This window comes from Escherichia sp. R1 (assembly GCF_003000935.1).
Taxonomy (GTDB): Bacteria; Pseudomonadota; Gammaproteobacteria; order Enterobacterales; family Enterobacteriaceae; genus Escherichia; species Escherichia coli.
Map to the genome: position 1 here is coordinate 157,793 of NZ_PSRU01000008.1, position 17,685 is coordinate 175,477.

Consider the following 17,685-nt stretch of genomic DNA (forward strand, 5'->3'; position numbering starts at 1 on the left):
GGACTGTAATTTCATGAAAATAAAAACTATTTTAACGCCAGTAACCTGCGCTCTGCTGATAAGTTTTTCCGCCCATGCCGCTAACGCCGACAATTATAAAAACGTGATTAACCGTACTGGCGCGCCGCAGTACATGAAGGATTACGATTACGACGATCACCAGCGTTTTAATCCGTTTTTCGATCTCGGAGCCTGGCATGGTCATCTGTTGCCAGACGGCCCTAACACCATGGGCGGCTTTCCGGGCGTTGCGCTGCTGACGGAAGAGTACATCAACTTTATGGCCAGCAATTTCGACCGCCTGACCGTCTGGCAGGACGGCAAGAAAGTCGACTTTACGCTGGAGGCATACAGTATTCCCGGTGCGCTGGTGCAAAAACTGACAGCAAAAGATGTGCAAGTCGAAATGACTCTGCGCTTCGCCACGCCGCGCACGTCACTACTGGAAACCAAAATCACCAGCAATAAACCGCTGGATCTGGTGTGGGACGGCGAACTGCTGGAAAAACTGGAAGCGAAAGAAGGGAAACCGCTTTCCGATAAAACCATTGCTGGCGAATACCCTGACTATCAGCGCAAAATCAGCGCCACCCGTGATGGCCTGAAAGTCACCTTTGGCAAAGTGCGCGCCACCTGGGATCTGCTGACCTCCGGCGAATCGGAATATCAGGTGCATAAATCCCTGCCGGTGCAGACTGAAATCAACGGTAATCGCTTTACCAGTAAGGCGCATATCAACGGTTCGACCACGCTCTACACCACCTATTCCCATCTGCTGACCGCTCAGGAAGTTAGCAAAGAGCAAATGCAGATCCGCGATATTCTGGCGCGTCCGGCGTTTTATCTCACCGCCTCGCAGCAACGCTGGGAAGAATACCTGAAGAAAGGGTTAACCAATCCGGATGCGACGCCGGAACAGACGCGCGTCGCGGTGAAAGCGATCGAAACGCTCAACGGTAACTGGCGCTCACCGGGCGGTGCGGTGAAATTTAACACCGTTACACCGTCGGTGACCGGGCGCTGGTTCTCCGGCAATCAGACCTGGCCGTGGGATACCTGGAAGCAGGCGTTTGCGATGGCGCATTTCAATCCGGACATCGCCAAAGAGAATATCCGCGCGGTCTTCTCCTGGCAGATCCAGCCTGGCGATAGCGTGCGTCCGCAGGATGTGGGCTTTGTCCCCGACCTGATAGCGTGGAACCTTAGCCCCGAGCGTGGTGGCGATGGCGGCAACTGGAACGAACGTAATACCAAACCCAGCCTTGCCGCCTGGTCGGTGATGGAAGTGTATAACGTCACCCAAGATAAAACCTGGGTGGCAGAGATGTACCCGAAACTGGTGGCCTATCACGACTGGTGGTTACGTAACCGCGATCACAACGGCAACGGCGTGCCGGAATATGGCGCGACCCGCGACAAAGCCCACAACACTGAGAGCGGCGAGATGCTGTTTACGGTGAAAAAAGGCGATAAAGAAGAGACGCAGTCTGGGCTGAACAACTACGCCCGCGTGGTGGAGAAAGGCCAGTACGACAGTCTGGAAATTCCGGCACAGGTTGCTGCATCGTGGGAATCGGGGCGTGATGATGCCGCCGTCTTTGGGTTTATCGACAAAGAACAGTTGGATAAATATGTCGCTAATGGCGGCAAACGTAGCGACTGGACGGTGAAATTCGCCGAAAACCGCAGTCAGGACGGAACGTTGCTGGGCTACTCGCTATTGCAGGAGTCGGTGGATCAGGCCAGCTATATGTACAGCGATAACCATTATCTGGCGGAGATGGCAACCATCCTCGGTAAGCCAGAAGAGGCCAAACGCTATCGCCAGTTGGCACAGCAGCTCGCGGACTACATCAACACCTGTATGTTCGACCCGACTACCCAGTTCTACTATGACGTACGTATTGAAGATAAACCACTGGCGAACGGCTGCGCGGGCAAACCGATTGTTGAGCGCGGTAAAGGGCCGGAAGGCTGGTCGCCGCTGTTTAACGGTGCGGCAACGCAGGCCAATGCCGACGCGGTGGTGAAGGTGATGCTCGATCCTAAAGAGTTCAACACCTTTGTCCCGCTGGGAACGGCGGCGTTAACCAATCCGGCTTTTGGCGCTGATATCTACTGGCGTGGGCGCGTATGGGTGGATCAGTTCTGGTTTGGTCTGAAAGGGATGGAGCGTTACGGTTATCGTGATGATGCCCTGAAGCTGGCGGATACGTTCTTCCGGCACGCCAAAGGGTTAACCGCCGATGGACCAATTCAGGAAAATTACAACCCGCTGACAGGCGCACAGCAAGGCGCACCAAATTTCTCCTGGAGTGCCGCGCATTTGTATATGTTGTATAACGATTTTTTCCGTAAGCAATAATTTGCAACTGCTGGCGGATGCGGCGTAAACGCCTTATCCGCCCTACATGTGCAATCCTCCTGGCCGGATAAAACGCGGCAAGCGTTGCATCCGGCAACTGCACCGCGCCACTGGCGGATGCGGCGTGAACGCCTTATCCGCCCTACATGTGCGTTCCCGTAGGTCGGATAAGACGCGACAAGCGTCGCATCCGGCATCTGCACCGCGCCACTGGCGGATGCGGCGTGGACGCCTTATCCGCCCTACATGTGCAATTCCGTAACCTGGATAAAACGCGACAAGCGTCGCATCCGGCGTTATCACCGGGCGTATTCTTTTTGAATCCCATCACAAACCCCGCACTCCCCTTTTCCCTTTTCTCCGGCGACGGCTAAATTAGAACTCATCCGACCACATAACAATTATTTTACATACTGGACAATTTTATGAGCTACCCGTCGCTGTTCGCCCCGCTGGATTTAGGTTTTACCACGTTAAAAAACCGCGTGTTGATGGGCTCAATGCACACCGGGCTGGAGGAATACCCGGACGGTGCCGAGCGGCTGGCAGCGTTTTATGCCGAACGCGCCCGTCACGGCGTGGCGCTGATTGTCAGCGGCGGCATTGCACCAGATTTAACAGGCGTTGGCATGGAAGGTGGCGCAATGCTCAACGACGCCAGCCAGATCCCACACCATCGCACCATTACCGAAGCGGTACATCAGGAAGGCGGCAAAATAGCCCTGCAAATTTTGCATACCGGGCGCTACAGCTACCAACCGCATCTGGTCGCCCCGTCCGCATTGCAGGCCCCCATCAACCGTTTCGTGCCCCATGAGTTAAGCCATGAAGAGATCCTGCAACTGATCGACAATTTCGCCCGCTGCGCGCAACTGGCGCGGGAGGCAGGATACGACGGTGTAGAGGTGATGGGTTCCGAAGGGTATTTGATCAACGAATTTCTGACGCTGCGCACCAATCAGCGTAGTGACCAGTGGGGCGGCGATTACCGCAACCGGATGCGATTTGCCGTAGAAGTAGTGCGTGCGGTGCGCGAACGCGTCGGCAACGACTTCATTATTATCTACCGACTGTCGATGCTCGACCTGGTCGAAGACGGCGGGACTTTTGCCGAAACGGTAGAGCTGGCGCAGGCCATTGAAGCGGCGGGCGCGACCATTATCAACACCGGCATTGGCTGGCATGAAGCACGTATTCCGACCATTGCCACGCCCGTGCCGCGCGGCGCATTTAGCTGGGTCACGCGCAAACTGAAAGGCCACGTCTCGCTGCCGCTGGTAACCACCAACCGGATTAACGATCCGCAGGTTGCCGACGATATTCTCTCGCGCGGCGATGCCGATATGGTATCGATGGCGCGACCGTTTCTTGCTGATGCGGAGCTGCTGTCAAAAGCGCAATCGGGACGAGCCGATGAGATCAACACTTGTATTGGCTGCAATCAGGCCTGTCTCGATCAAATCTTCGTTGGCAAAGTCACCTCGTGCCTGGTGAATCCTCGCGCCTGCCACGAAACCAAAATGCCAATCCTTCCCGCCGTGCAGAAAAAAAATCTGGCGGTGGTCGGTGCGGGACCTGCTGGGCTGGCGTTTGCCATTAACGCGGCGGCGCGTGGGCATCAGGTAACATTGTTTGACGCTCATAGCGAGATTGGCGGGCAGTTTAATATCGCCAAACAGATCCCCGGCAAAGAGGAGTTTTACGAAACGCTGCGCTATTACCGCCGGATGATCGAAGTGACGGGCGTGACGCTAAAACTCAATCACACCGTGACGGCGGATCAGTTACAGGCTTTCGATGAAACGATCCTCGCCAGTGGGATCGTGCCGCGCACTCCGCCCATCGACGGGATCGATCATCCGAAGGTATTGAGTTATCTCGATGTACTGCGCGACAAAGCGCCGGTTGGCAACAAAGTTGCCATCATCGGTTGTGGCGGGATTGGTTTTGATACGGCGATGTATTTAAGTCAGCCGGGCGAATCCACCAGCCAGAATATCGCCGGGTTCTGTAATGAATGGGGGATCGACAGTAGCCTACAACAGGCTGGTGGCTTAAGCCCGCAGGGAATGCAGATCCCCCGTAGCCCACGGCAGATTGTGATGCTCCAGCGCAAAGCCAGCAAACCAGGACAGGGGTTAGGCAAAACCACCGGCTGGATCCATCGCACCACCCTGCTCTCGCGGGGTGTGAAAATGATCCCAGGCGTAAGTTATCAGAAGATTGACGATGACGGGCTGCATGTGGTGATCAACGGCGAAACGCAGGTATTAGCAGTGGACAATGTGGTGATCTGCGCAGGGCAAGAGCCAAACCGCGCGCTGGCGCAACCGCTGATTGATAGCGGGAAAACGGTGCATTTAATTGGCGGCTGCGATGTGGCTATGGAGCTGGACGCACGACGGGCAATTGCCCAGGGAACACGGCTGGCGCTGGAGATTTAAATCGTTATTTGAAGCGCCGGATGCAACGCATCCGGCACGTCGCGTTAATCAATAAACAAGGCGGGAGAAATGCCGAATCGCGTTGCCAATTTTTTAGCGTGTTCCAGCGTTAATTTCCTCTTCCCGCTCAAAACGCGTGACACCATAGATTTACTGCCAATTTCCGGCAGATCGGAAAGGGTTAAACCATATTGATCCATAAGGGTACGAATCACGGCTATACCGCCAGGCATGGCTTGAGCCATGGCATTAAATTCCGCAAATTCGGGCGCTGATTCTTCCCACGCGGTTATTTTGGCACACACCAGATCCAGCAAGGGGTTTTCAGGATCGTTGAGCAGCAGATGATCTACCAGTTCCAGCGCCTGGGTGTATTGTTCCTCGTTCTGAATACCCGCCAGAAAAGGTGCCACAGCAGTTAGCTTTTCTCCTGCTTGCAAGATGTCGGCAATCGCAATCATTTTTTCCCCTTAGTACGATGAACAGCGGTAAAGAAATCGTATTCTTTATGCGTCATAACTTCACGTATGTAGCACTTTTGCGATTCAAAAAAGACCATTGCTACAACACGTAATTCATTGCCCCCAACATTGAAAACATAATGCTTATCCAGATATTTGAAGTTATCCAGAGATGGGAATACTGCTTTTAATGACTCAGGTTTTTTGAAATATCCCTTAGCAATCGTGTTCCCCAGAGCCACCAACTCCGTTTTATGTTGCGGGTATTTTTCCGCAGCATCTTTCAATGCTTTTTGAGTTATCAGGTGCATTCTTCATCACGTCCGTTGACAAATTGGCAATATGATAACATCCGTTGCCAGATTGGCAACGGATGAATTTATCTGTGTGACGGAAGAATAAACGTAGAAAAACGCTAAACAAGAGAATGTAGACGATGGTGACAGGGATTTTTTGTTTTATGGAAGCGCGATTCCAGAACTGGGCAGACATTGCCGGATGCGACGCTTGCCGCGTCTTATCCGGCCTGGAGTAACGTGCTGAACGTAGGCCGGATAAGGCGTTTACGCCGCATCCGGCAGGTAACTCCCAATCTTACCGACGACGTCCCAGCTTCACCGCTTTCAGTACCACAAATTTATTATTCGTCGCAATAGTGGTGCAGTTGCCGAAAATCTTCTTCAGTTTATGGAAGTAATCCAGGTGACGGTTGGCAACGATATACAGCTCGCCGTTGATTTTCAGGCAGCGGCGGGCGTGGTGGAACATCTCCCAGGCGACGTTATCGGTCAGCGCATGTTGTTGGTGAAACGGCGGGTTGCAGAGCACAGCATTAAAGCGGAAAGGCTCCACGCCGGAGAGCGCGTTGTTGATCATAAACTCGCAGCGATCCAACGCCTCTGGCATGTTGGTTTCAACGTTCAAACGGCTGGAAGCAACCGCCATCGGCGATTCATCGACAAACACCACTTTCGCCTGCGGGTTTTTATCAAGCAGCGTCAGACCAATAACGCCATTACCGCAACCGAGATCGACAATCTCCCCTTCGAGATTCTCTGGCAGATGTTGCATAAAGAAGCGCGCGCCGATATCAAGCCCGGTGCGGGAGAAGACATTCGCATGGTTGTGGATAGTCCAGTCAGTACCTTCCAGCTTCCAGCTAACGGTCTGCGGCGCATCGGCCAGCTGCGGTTCATTGAAAGTGCAATTAATCAGGCGCGCTTTTTTCCATGCCAGCGTGGTGGTGGTTGGGCCGAGCACTTTTTCGAACAGTTCCAGCGTGGAAGTGTGAATGTCACGGGCCTTGGCACCGGCAATAATACGTGTATCCGACGTGACCACTTTGCGCAGCGCACGCAGTTGCTGTTCCAGCAATGCCAGTGTTTTCGGCACTTTGATCAGCACCACACCCGGCTGTTGCGGGTAGTCGGCGGTGCTGTCGAGAAACTTCACGCTCGACTCATCAATCCCGTTGAGGCGTAAATTCTCGCGCGTCGCCAGTTCACTGATGTATGAGTCGCCAATGCTGTACGGCTTATGTTCCGCCAGTGCGCAGCTTAACGCACCAAAGGCATCATTCAGGATCAACACCGGGCCGCGGATTTCTGTGTCGTCCAACTGTTGCAGCAAATATTCATCCGCCGCTTCCCACGCCTGTAGCGGGTTAACGTCATCCGTCGCCGGAAAACGTTGTAGTGTCAGTGAACGGAAACCGTTGTCTAAGTGGCTCATCGGCCCTCCTGAATGATAAAATTTCGACATTGCCCCTGAAAAGGGTGCGTGAGTATACCCTTTTTCTCTTTTTCGTGGGCGGTTATGAGCAATCTTACTTATCTTCAGGGTTATCCCGAGCAGCTACTTTCCCAGGTGCGAACACTGATTAACGAACAGCGTCTGGGCGATGTGCTGGCAAAACGCTATCCGGGAACACACGACTACGCCACCGATAAAGCCCTCTGGCAATATACTCAGGATCTGAAAAATCAGTTTCTGCGTAATGCCCCGCCGATCAATAAAGTGATGTATGACAATAAGATCCATGTGCTAAAAAACGCGCTCGGGTTACATACCGCTGTTTCTCGTGTGCAGGGCGGCAAGCTGAAAGCAAAGGTGGAGATCCGCGTCGCTACCGTGTTTCGCAACGCGCCGGAACCGTTTTTGCGCATGATCGTGGTGCACGAGCTGGCGCACCTGAAGGAGAAAGAGCATAACAAAGCGTTTTACCAGTTGTGTTGTCATATGGAACCCCAGTACCACCAGCTTGAGTTCGACACCCGACTGTGGCTAACGCAGTTGTCGCTTGGGCAGAACAAAATCTGAAAATGATGTCAGGCGTTATCTTTTCTTTCTTTAGCGCCTAAAATCGACCTCCCCCCTTTCGTTAAGGATAACGACCATGCTGCGCGCATTTGCCCGCCTTCTTCTCCGTATTTGTTTTTCTCGCCGGACTCTAAAGATTGCCTGCTTACTGTTACTTGTGGCAGGAGCGACCATCCTTATCGCCGATCGCGTAATGGTCAACGCCAGCAAACAGCTGACCTGGAGCGATGTCAACGCCGTTCCGGCGCGTAACGTGGGTTTATTGCTGGGGGCGAGGCCGGGTAATCGCTACTTTACCCGACGTATTGATACCGCAGCAGCGTTGTACCACGCCGGAAAAGTGAAATGGCTGCTGGTAAGTGGCGATAACGGACGTAAAAATTACGATGAAGCATCAGGTATGCAGCAGGCTTTGATCGCTAAAGGCGTACCAGCAAAAGTGATCTTCTGCGACTATGCCGGATTCTCAACGCTGGATTCGGTAGTGCGTGCCAAAAAGGTTTTTGGTGAAAACCATATCACCATTATCTCGCAAGAATTTCATAATCAACGCGCCATCTGGCTGGCAAAACAGTACGGCATCGACGCTATCGGTTTTAACGCGCCAGACCTCAATATGAAGCACGGTTTTTATACTCAACTGCGGGAGAAACTCGCTCGTGTCAGCGCCGTGATTGACGCCAAAATCCTCCATCGCCAGCCGAAATATCTCGGGCCTTCGGTCATGATTGGGCCGTTTAGTGAGCATGGCTGTCCGGCGCAGAAATAATGCGTATCTGCGCACGTCGAAGATGAAAAAGGCGTGCTACATTGACGACAGAATCCCTTTATGGAGTATCCACGCGTTATGATACGTTTCGCTGTGATTGGTACGAACTGGATCACTCGCCAGTTCGTCGAGGCCGCCCATGAGAGCGGTAAATACAAGTTAACCGCCGTATATTCCCGCAGCCTTGAACAGGCCCAGCACTTCGCCAATGATTTTTCTGTCGAGCATCTGTTTACCTCGCTGGAAGCGATGGCGGAAAGCGATGCCATTGACGCGGTGTATATTGCCAGCCCGAATTCCCTGCATTTTTCCCAGACACAACTTTTCCTTAGCCATAAAATTAATGTGATTTGCGAGAAACCGCTGGCGTCGAATCTGGCGGAAGTGGATGCCGCCATTGCCTGTGCGCGGGAAAATCAGGTGGTGCTGTTTGAGGCATTTAAAACCGCCTGCCTGCCGAACTTTCATTTGTTGCGCCAGGCGCTGCCGAAAGTCGGCAAACTGCGGAAAGTCTTTTTCAACTATTGCCAGTATTCCTCGCGGTATCAACGTTACCTGGATGGTGAGAATCCCAACACCTTTAATCCGGCATTCTCTAACGGTTCAATTATGGATATCGGTTTTTACTGTCTGGCGTCGGCGGTGGCGTTATTTGGTGAGCCGAAAAGCGTGCAGGCAACCGCCAGTTTGCTGGCAAGCGGCGTTGACGCCCAGGGCGTGGTGGTGATGGATTACGGTGATTTCAGCGTCACCTTGCAGCACTCAAAAGTCAGTGATTCTGTCCTGGCGAGCGAGATTCAGGGCGAAGCAGGATCGCTGGTGATTGAAAAACTGTCTGAATGCCAGAAAGTGTGCTTCGTGCCGCGTGGCAGCCAAATGCAGGATCTCACCCAGCCGCAGCATATTAATACCATGCTCTACGAAGCAGAGCTGTTCGCTACCCTGGTGGATGAGCATCTGGTGGATCATCCAGGGCTGGCGGTCAGTCGCATCACCGCCAAACTGCTGACCGAGATCCGCCGCCAGACTGGGGTGATTTTTCCGGCAGATAGCGTAAAACTATAATTGCCAAAGTAAAACAGTGTAAAAGGTATGTAACAGACCATTGACTGGCTGAATGGTCTGTCATACTTTGTTACCTGCAAAGGGGAGTAACTTCATTGCCGGTCGATCGTCATTACGATGTGTGAAAAAACACATCCGGTCACCGGGCAACCCGAAAGGAATACGCAGACGTATTCCTTTTTTGTTGTAAGTGAGACCTTGCCGGAAGGCGAGGTCTATGCATAAAAAGCAGCGGCTGACGTCTTCCGACGTTGGCCGTTTTTTTATGTGTAAGGAACTTCTATGAATACTGTCGGCACGCCGTTGCTATGGGGCGGATTCGCTGTTGTTGTCGCCATTATGCTGGCTATCGACCTGTTGTTGCAGGGGCGTCGTGGGGCACATGCCATGACCATGAAACAGGCTGCGGCCTGGTCGCTGGTCTGGGTGACGCTGTCGTTACTGTTTAACGCCGCTTTCTGGTGGTATCTGGTGCAAACCGAAGGTCGCGCCGTTGCCGATCCACAGGCACTGGCCTTTCTCACAGGTTATCTGATTGAGAAATCGCTGGCGGTCGATAACGTCTTTGTCTGGCTGATGTTGTTCAGCTATTTCTCTGTTCCGGCGGCATTACAACGCCGCGTGCTGGTGTATGGCGTGCTCGGGGCGATTGTTCTGCGTACCATCATGATCTTCACTGGCAGCTGGCTAATTTCGCAGTTCGACTGGATCCTGTATATCTTCGGTGCCTTCCTGCTGTTTACCGGCGTGAAGATGGCGCTCGCCCATGAAGATGAATCAGGCATTGGCGACAAGCCGCTGGTGCGCTGGCTACGCGGTCATTTGCGCATGACCGACACCATCGACAACGAGCATTTCTTTGTGCGTAAGAATGGATTGCTGTACGCCACACCGCTGATGCTGGTACTGATTCTGGTGGAATTGAGCGACGTGATTTTCGCCGTGGATAGCATTCCGGCTATCTTCGCCGTGACCACTGACCCGTTCATTGTGCTGACCTCAAACCTGTTTGCGATCCTCGGCCTGCGTGCGATGTATTTCCTGCTGGCGGGCGTAGCAGAGCGTTTCTCGATGCTCAAATATGGCCTGGCGGTGATTCTGGTGTTTATCGGTATCAAGATGCTGATTGTCGACTTCTACCATATTCCAATCGCCGTCTCGCTGGGCGTGGTGTTTGGCATTCTGGTGATGACGTTTATTATCAACGCCTGGGTGAATTATCGGCATGATAAGCAGCGGGGTGGATAATTTTTAATCTGCCTAAGCCGTGTACCCTGTCATTAACATGAGCACCGTTTTCTCCCTCTCCCTTCCAGGGAGAGGGTCGGGGTGAGGGTAATTTTTCGCACCGATGCTGGCCTGTTCCCCTCACCCTAACCCTCTCCCCAAACGGGGCGAGGGGACTGACCGAGTCCTTTTTTGATGTTGTCATCAGTCTGGAAGCCGCACGTTGGCTTTATTTTTATGTAAAAGAAATGTAACCATTAAGTTTCAAAATATGACCTCTCTTTAAAATCCAGCATTTTTCGCTTCCCGAAGCTGTAACTTTCCTTATACTCGACCTTGCAAACACTTTGTTACATCCTGAAAGATGCGTCGACAGAACGCACCAGGGATGTGCGACAACACAATGAAAGGATCGAAAAATGACTACGCAACGTTCACCGGGGCTATTCCGGCGTCTGGCTCATGGCAGCCTGGTAAAACAAATCCTGGTCGGCCTTGTTCTGGGGATTCTTCTGGCATGGATCTCAAAACCCGCGGCGGAAGCTGTTGGTCTGTTAGGTACTTTGTTCGTCGGCGCACTGAAAGCCGTTGCCCCCATCCTGGTGTTGATGCTGGTGATGGCATCTATTGCTAACCACCAGCACGGGCAGAAAACCAATATCCGCCCTATTTTGTTCCTCTATCTACTGGGCACCTTCTCTGCTGCTCTGGCCGCAGTAGTCTTCAGCTTTGCCTTCCCTTCTACCCTGCATTTATCCAGTAGCGCGGGTGATATTTCGCCGCCGTCAGGCATTGTCGAAGTGATGCGCGGGCTGGTAATGAGCATGGTTTCCAACCCCATCGACGCGCTGCTGAAAGGTAACTACATCGGGATTCTGGTGTGGGCGATCGGCCTCGGCTTCGCACTGCGTCACGGTAACGAGACCACCAAAAACCTGGTTAACGATATGTCGAATGCCGTTACCTTTATGGTGAAACTGGTCATTCGCTTCGCACCGATTGGTATTTTTGGGCTGGTTTCTTCTACCCTGGCAACCACCGGTTTCTCCACACTGTGGGGCTACGCGCAACTGCTGGTCGTGCTGGTTGGCTGTATGTTACTGGTGGCGCTGGTGGTTAACCCATTGCTGGTGTGGTGGAAAATTCGTCGTAACCCGTTCCCGCTGGTGCTGCTGTGCCTGCGCGAAAGCGGTGTGTATGCCTTCTTCACCCGCAGCTCTGCAGCGAACATTCCGGTGAATATGGCGCTGTGTGAAAAGCTGAATCTGGATCGCGATACCTATTCCGTTTCTATTCCGCTGGGAGCCACCATCAATATGGCGGGCGCAGCAATCACTATTACCGTGTTGACGCTGGCTGCGGTTAATACGCTGGGTATTCCGGTCGATCTGCCCACGGCGCTGCTGTTGAGCGTGGTGGCTTCTCTGTGTGCCTGTGGCGCATCCGGCGTGGCGGGGGGGTCTCTGCTGCTGATCCCACTGGCCTGTAATATGTTCGGTATTTCGAACGATATCGCCATGCAGGTGGTTGCCGTCGGCTTTATCATCGGCGTATTGCAGGACTCTTGCGAAACCGCGCTGAACTCTTCAACTGACGTGCTGTTCACTGCGGCAGCTTGCCAGGCAGAAGACGATCGTCTGGCAAATAGCGCCCTGCGTAATTAATTGTTTAACCCCTTTCGTCTACGGCGGAAGGGGTTTTCTCAACTTTAAACGGATCAATTCCCCTTTTCTGCATCCGCCAGAAACGAATGATATTCAGGCCATTCATAAGCAGAAAACTACCCTCAATCATCGTGCCGCCTATCGACCCCGCCCAGAAGTTGTGAATCACCCAGCAACACGTTGAAAACCACATTACGCAGCGCATGGTCAGCCCTTTACAGCGGAATAGCGCCCAGGTACTGACAATCGTGCCGATAACCGGCAATAGTTCGACAGGATGATGGAACTTCGCGAGGCCAATTCCGCCAGTCAGCACAATAAAAATCGCCATTACCCATAAGCTGCGCGTGCGTAAGGTAATCAATGTACGAATGGCATTAAGGATGGCACTGGCACCAGCGGGATAGGTGCCCAGAAGAAAAAAATGTACGCCAATAACGGCGCTATAGACCGAAAGCTGCTTTTTGAAGCGACGTTCGTCACGATTGAAAAATGTTGTGATACCAATCAGAAAGGCGATGACACCCACGCCCTGGGCCAGCCAATACGCGGTCATGATAAATCCTTAGCAGGTATGGAAAAGCAAACGGCGCTTCACATTATGAAACGCCGTTTTTTATTAACAACTCATTTCGACTTTATAGCGTTACGCCGCTTTTGAAGATCGCCAGTTCGCGGAAGTCGTTACGCTCGTTACAGGTTTGCTTACCGTTGGCAAACTCAACGATGGTGTCGATAAATTCTTCCAGCAACTGCGGCATCGCTTTACCGTGGATCAACTGACCCGCGTCAAAGTCGATCCAGTGTTTTTTCTTCGCCGCCAGTTCACTGTTGGTGGCGATTTTCACCGTCGGCACAAATCCACCATACGGCGTGCCACGACCAGTACTGAACAGCACCATATGGCAGCCCGCACCCGCCAGGGCGCTGGTCGCTACGGCATCGTTACCCGGCGCACTTAACAAGTTCAGCCCTGGCGTTTTCAGACGCTCGCCGTAACGCAGCACGTCAACCACGACGCTGGAACCCGCTTTCTGGGTACAGCCAAGTGATTTGTCTTCCAGCGTGGTGATACCGCCCGCTTTGTTCCCCGGCGATGGGTTTTCATAGATCGGCTGATCATGGGCAATAAAGTACTGTTTGAAGTCGTTGACCATGGTGACCAGTTTTTCAAACGTTGCTTCGTCGCGGCAATGGTCCATCAGCAACTGCTCTGCGCCAAACATCTCCGGCACTTCGGTCAGTACGGTAGTACCGCCGTTAGCAATCACGTAGTCAGAGAAACGCCCCAGCATCGGGTTAGCAGTAATACCAGAAAGACCGTCAGAACCACCGCACTCCAGACCAAACTTCAGTTCGCTGAGTTTGCCTGGCTCGCGTTTATCGTTGCGCATCACGTTATACAGCTGATGCAAATGCTCGATTCCGGCTTCGATCTCATCATCCTGCTGTTGGCAGATCATGAAATGAACGCGTTCAGGATCGATATCGCCCAGCGTTTCACGGAATGCGGCAACCTGGTTGTTTTCACAGCCCAGACCAATCACCAGCACTGCGCCTGCGTTCGGGTGGCGCACCATGTTTTGCAGCATGGTGCGGGTATTAATGTGATCGTCGCCCAGCTGTGAGCAGCCGTAGGTGTGGCTGAAGAGGAACACGCCGTCAGTACCTTCGGCGTTGTTGGTCTCTTTCAGAAAACGGTTCTGGATCTGCCGCGCGATGCCGTTGACACAGCCCACGGTTGGCAGGATCCACAGCTCATTACGCACCCCGACATCGCCGTTAGCGCGACGATAGATCTGCACTTCACGATCTGCCGCTTGCGCAGGCAGATCCTGAAAATCAGGTTGATAGCGATACTGATCCAGATCGCTCAGATTCGTGCGCGTATTGTGGGCGTGAACGTGAACACCTGCCGCAATATCCGCCAATGCATAACCAATCGGCAGGCCATATTTGATGACATTGGCCCCTTTTGCGATATCCGTTAACGCAAATTTATGTCCACGAGCAACATCCTGGCGCAGCGTAACAGTCTGGTTATCGACACTGACTTCTGTGCCTTCAGCCAAATCTGCTAAAGCGACCGCGACGTTATCCAGCGCATGGATCTTGATGTATTGCATATCAACCCCAGACCTTAGTTCAGTTCAATGGCGAAGTAGTCACGCGCATTGTTAAAGCAAATATTTTTCACCATCTCGCCCAGCAGGTTGATGTCCGCCGGTGCTTCGCCCGCTTCCACCCAGCGACCGATCATCTGGCACAGAATGCGGCGGAAGTATTCGTGACGGGTGTATGACAGGAAGCTACGGCTGTCAGTCAGCATACCGACAAAGCGGCTCAGCAGACCGAGCTGCGCCAGTTGGGTCATCTGACGTTCCATACCGTCTTTCTGATCGTTAAACCACCAGCCGGAACCGAACTGCATTTTGCCCGGCATACCTTCGCCCTGGAAGTTACCGATCATGGTGCCCAGCACTTCGTTATCGCGCGGGTTCAGGCAGTACAGAATGGTTTTCGGCAGCAGGTTTTCTTCATTCTGCTTGCTCAGCAACTTAGACAGCTCTTCCGCCATCGGACGGTCGTTGATGGAGTCAAAGCCTACATCCGGCCCCAGCAGTTTGAACTGACGCAGGTTGTTATTACGCAGCGCGCCAATGTGGTACTGCTGTACCCAGCCGCGACGTGCATATTCGGCACCAAGGAACACCAATACCGCAGTTTTGAACTGCGCCACTTCGTGCTCGCTCAGGGTTTCGCCAGCCAGACGGCGCGCCAGAATGCTGTCCAGTTCCGCTTCGTTCGCTTCAGCAAACATCACCACATCCAGCGCGTGGTCAGACACTTTACAGCCGTGAGCGGCGAAGTGATCCAGACGTTTGGTCAGGGCAGTTTGCAGGTCAGCAAAGCGGCGAATGTCGGTATCGGAAACTTCGCCCAGCTTCGCCATGTAGTCGTTAAAGGTCGCCTGTTCGATGTTGAAGGCTTTGTCCGGACGCCAGCTCGGCAGCACTTTGATGGTGAAAGAGCCGTCTTTGGCGATCTCTGCGTGATGCTCCAGAGAATCGATCGGGTCATCGGTGGTGCCGACCATTTTCACGTTCATCTGCTGCATGATGCCGCGCGCGGAGAAGTTATCCTGCGCCAGCAGTTCGTTACATTCGTTCCAGATTTCATCGGCAGTTGACGGAGAAAGCAATTTGCCAGTGATACCAAACGGACGGCGCAGTTCGAGGTGCGTCCAGTGGTATAACGGGTTGCCGATAGTGTGCGGAACAGTCGCCGCCCAGGCGTCAAATTTTTCACGGTCAGACGCATCACCGGTACACAGACGCTCGGCCACACCGTTGGTACGCATAGCGCGCCATTTGTAGTGATCGCCTTTCAGCCAGATGTCATACAGGTTTTTAAAACGATAGTCTTCCGCAATCTGCTGCGGCGGCAAATGGCAATGGTAATCGAAAATCGGCTGGTCTTTTGCGTAGTCGTGATACAGACGGCGGGCAAATTCGGTATCTAACAGGAAATCTTCAGTCATAAACGGAGTCATTTTCGTCTTCCTCTCAACGAGTGAGCTAGCTTGCTTATGGTGCGATGCTGACAAAGTTATCACACCAATTTCCAGAGTCCGAAGATATTTTCGTGAGTTAGATCAATAAACGTAGTTAAAAAAATTACTCTCAAAGTGGTAAATCTCGCTGCAGGCCGCGCCAGTACTGGCCTTGCTGTCGTCAGGTAATGTCCCTACAAATATTCCCACATTTGTGATGGCTCTCACCTTTTAAAGTTGTATGACAAGTTATCTTTCTGCCGTCGCAAATCATAAGTCGACGGAATGCAAATTGCCGATTCATTCATTTGTTAGATGAATCGGGTTAACCGGTACGGAAGCCGAATTAGCACGAAACTTTCATGGCAACGTTCGGGGCGTGCCGGTTTTTTTTCGGTTACCCGGTCGTAACTAACATCTTCAGCCTCTGGCGGGATGATGGCCGCGCTTCCTGCGGATATAACAAAACGATGAGGTTTTACATGCGTAAAATTAAAGGGTTACGTTGGTATATGATCGCACTGGTGACGCTCGGCACCGTGCTTGGTTACCTGACGCGTAACACTGTGGCGGCAGCTGCGCCAACTCTGATGGAAGAGTTAAACATCTCCACCCAACAGTATTCCTATATCATCGCAGCCTATTCTGCTGCTTATACGGTCATGCAACCGGTAGCAGGTTATGTACTGGATGTGCTGGGTACGAAAATCGGTTATGCAATGTTTGCTGTGCTGTGGGCCGTGTTCTGTGGTGCAACCGCGCTGGCAGGTAGCTGGGGTGGCCTGGCTGTTGCTCGTGGTGCGGTCGGTGCCGCGGAAGCAGCGATGATCCCGGCGGGTCTGAAAGCCAGCTCCGAATGGTTCCCGGCGAAAGAGCGTTCCATCGCAGTAGGCTACTTTAACGTAGGTTCTTCGATTGGTGCGATGATTGCGCCGCCGCTGGTGGTATGGGCAATCGTAATGCACAGCTGGCAGATGGCATTTATCATCTCCGGTGCATTGAGCTTTATCTGGGCGATGGCATGGCTGATTTTCTATAAACATCCGCGCGACCAGAAGCATCTGACCGATGAAGAACGCGACTATATTATTAATGGTCAGGAAGCCCAGCACCAGGTGAGCACGGCGAAGAAAATGTCCGTTGGTCAGATCCTGCGTAACCGTCAGTTCTGGGGTATCGCGCTGCCGCGTTTCCTGGCAGAACCGGCCTGGGGTACTTTTAACGCGTGGATCCCGCTGTTCATGTTTAAAGTTTACGGCTTTAACCTGAAAGAGATCGCGATGTTCGCCTGGATGCCGATGCTGTTTGCTGACCTCGGTTGTATCCTCGGTGGTTACCTGCCGCCGCTGTTCCAGCGTTGGTTTGGTGTGAACCTGATCGTTTCCCGTAAGATGGTCGTAACGCTGGGTGCAGTGCTGATGATTGGCCCGGGTATGATCGGCCTGTTCACCAACCCGTATGTCGCAATTATGCTGCTGTGTATCGGTGGTTTTGCCCACCAGGCACTGTCTGGCGCGCTGATTACGCTCTCTTCCGATGTGTTTGGTCGTAACGAAGTGGCAACGGCAAACGGTTTAACCGGGATGTCCGCATGGCTGGCAAGTACGCTGTTTGCGCTGGTTGTCGGTGCACTGGCTGACACCATCGGCTTCAGCCCGCTGTTCGCAGTTCTGGCAGTGTTCGACCTGTTAGGTGCGCTGGTTATCTGGACCGTGTTGCAGAACAAACCGGCGATTGAGGTGGCGCAGGAAACACATAACGATCCCGCACCGCAACATTAACGTTTCGTGTAAGTTTTAGTTTCCCTTCAAAGCCGCC

14 protein-coding genes are annotated in these 17,685 nt (G+C 52.9%); 8 read left to right on the top strand and 6 right to left on the bottom strand.

Annotated features, from left to right (window positions below; genetic code table 11):
- The first annotated feature begins 13 nt into the window (after positions 1-13).
- On the top strand, positions 14-2,365 hold the full coding sequence (ygjK, locus tag C4F37_RS12050; protein ID WP_000695487.1) for an alpha-glucosidase: 2,352 nt from the start codon (positions 14-16) through the stop codon (positions 2,363-2,365).
- Positions 2,366-2,790: 425 nt separating this feature from the next.
- A complete protein-coding gene (gene fadH / locus C4F37_RS12055; RefSeq protein ID WP_000121433.1) occupies positions 2,791-4,809 on the top strand; it encodes an NADPH-dependent 2,4-dienoyl-CoA reductase in 2,019 nt (672 codons plus the stop codon).
- A gap of 44 nt (positions 4,810-4,853) precedes the next feature.
- Here the strand turns inward: fadH and higA are convergent, their stop codons facing one another.
- The 3 genes from higA to rlmG all read right to left on the bottom strand — a co-directional run bounded on the left by higA (position 4,854) and on the right by rlmG (position 7,001).
- Positions 4,854-5,270 (bottom strand): type II toxin-antitoxin system antitoxin HigA, encoded by a 417-nt coding sequence (gene higA / locus C4F37_RS12060; protein ID WP_000560266.1) that lies wholly within the window; start codon positions 5,268-5,270, stop codon positions 4,854-4,856.
- The gene (gene higB, locus C4F37_RS12065) at positions 5,267-5,581 is read right to left on the bottom strand and encodes a type II toxin-antitoxin system toxin HigB (protein ID WP_000550189.1); all 315 of its coding nucleotides are present in this window, start codon (positions 5,579-5,581) and stop codon (positions 5,267-5,269) included. Before higB ends, higA begins: the two co-directional genes overlap by 4 nt.
- A gap of 283 nt (positions 5,582-5,864) precedes the next feature.
- The gene (gene rlmG, locus C4F37_RS12075) at positions 5,865-7,001 is read right to left on the bottom strand and encodes a 23S rRNA (guanine(1835)-N(2))-methyltransferase RlmG (protein WP_000018695.1); all 1,137 of its coding nucleotides are present in this window, start codon (positions 6,999-7,001) and stop codon (positions 5,865-5,867) included.
- A gap of 84 nt (positions 7,002-7,085) precedes the next feature.
- On the opposite strand from rlmG, the gene C4F37_RS12080 reads away from it, so the two are divergent.
- The 5 genes from C4F37_RS12080 (at position 7,086) to sstT (ending at position 12,314) form a co-directional block, all read left to right on the top strand.
- Positions 7,086-7,589: a M48 metallopeptidase family protein gene (locus C4F37_RS12080; protein ID WP_001333820.1), complete on the top strand. Its 504-nt coding sequence runs from the start codon at positions 7,086-7,088 to the stop codon at positions 7,587-7,589.
- 76 nt (positions 7,590-7,665) lie between these two features.
- Positions 7,666-8,358, top strand: a complete 693-nt coding sequence (locus tag C4F37_RS12085) for a SanA/YdcF family protein (RefSeq protein ID WP_000942548.1) — start codon at positions 7,666-7,668, stop codon at positions 8,356-8,358.
- A gap of 78 nt (positions 8,359-8,436) precedes the next feature.
- Positions 8,437-9,423, top strand: coding sequence for a Gfo/Idh/MocA family protein (locus C4F37_RS12090; protein WP_000617698.1), 987 nt, complete (start codon positions 8,437-8,439; stop codon positions 9,421-9,423).
- Positions 9,424-9,705: 282 nt separating this feature from the next.
- Entirely contained in the window at positions 9,706-10,671 is a 966-nt protein-coding gene (alx, locus tag C4F37_RS12095) for a TerC family membrane protein Alx (protein WP_001098806.1), read from the top strand.
- A 398-nt stretch (positions 10,672-11,069) separates the two neighbouring features.
- Complete coding sequence (gene sstT, locus C4F37_RS12100) at positions 11,070-12,314, top strand: serine/threonine transporter SstT (protein ID WP_000211655.1); 1,245 nt, start codon at positions 11,070-11,072, stop codon at positions 12,312-12,314.
- Positions 12,315-12,318: 4 nt separating this feature from the next.
- Here sstT and C4F37_RS12105 read toward each other — a convergent pair whose 3' ends face one another.
- From C4F37_RS12105 to uxaC, 3 genes are all read right to left on the bottom strand, one after another.
- Positions 12,319-12,870, bottom strand: coding sequence for a YgjV family protein (locus tag C4F37_RS12105; protein ID WP_000128138.1), 552 nt, complete (start codon positions 12,868-12,870; stop codon positions 12,319-12,321).
- Between the two features lie 82 nt (positions 12,871-12,952).
- Positions 12,953-14,440: an altronate dehydratase gene (uxaA, locus tag C4F37_RS12110; protein WP_001199390.1), complete on the bottom strand. Its 1,488-nt coding sequence runs from the start codon at positions 14,438-14,440 to the stop codon at positions 12,953-12,955.
- A 14-nt stretch (positions 14,441-14,454) separates the two neighbouring features.
- A complete protein-coding gene (uxaC, locus tag C4F37_RS12115) occupies positions 14,455-15,867 on the bottom strand; it encodes a glucuronate isomerase (RefSeq protein ID WP_000187442.1) in 1,413 nt (470 codons plus the stop codon).
- 482 nt (positions 15,868-16,349) lie between these two features.
- On the opposite strand from uxaC, the gene exuT reads away from it, so the two are divergent.
- Positions 16,350-17,648 carry a hexuronate transporter ExuT gene (exuT, locus tag C4F37_RS12120; RefSeq protein WP_001226465.1) on the top strand — a complete coding sequence of 433 codons (1,299 nt, stop codon included), beginning with the start codon at positions 16,350-16,352 and terminating at the stop codon, positions 17,646-17,648.
- Positions 17,649-17,685 lie beyond the last annotated feature (37 nt).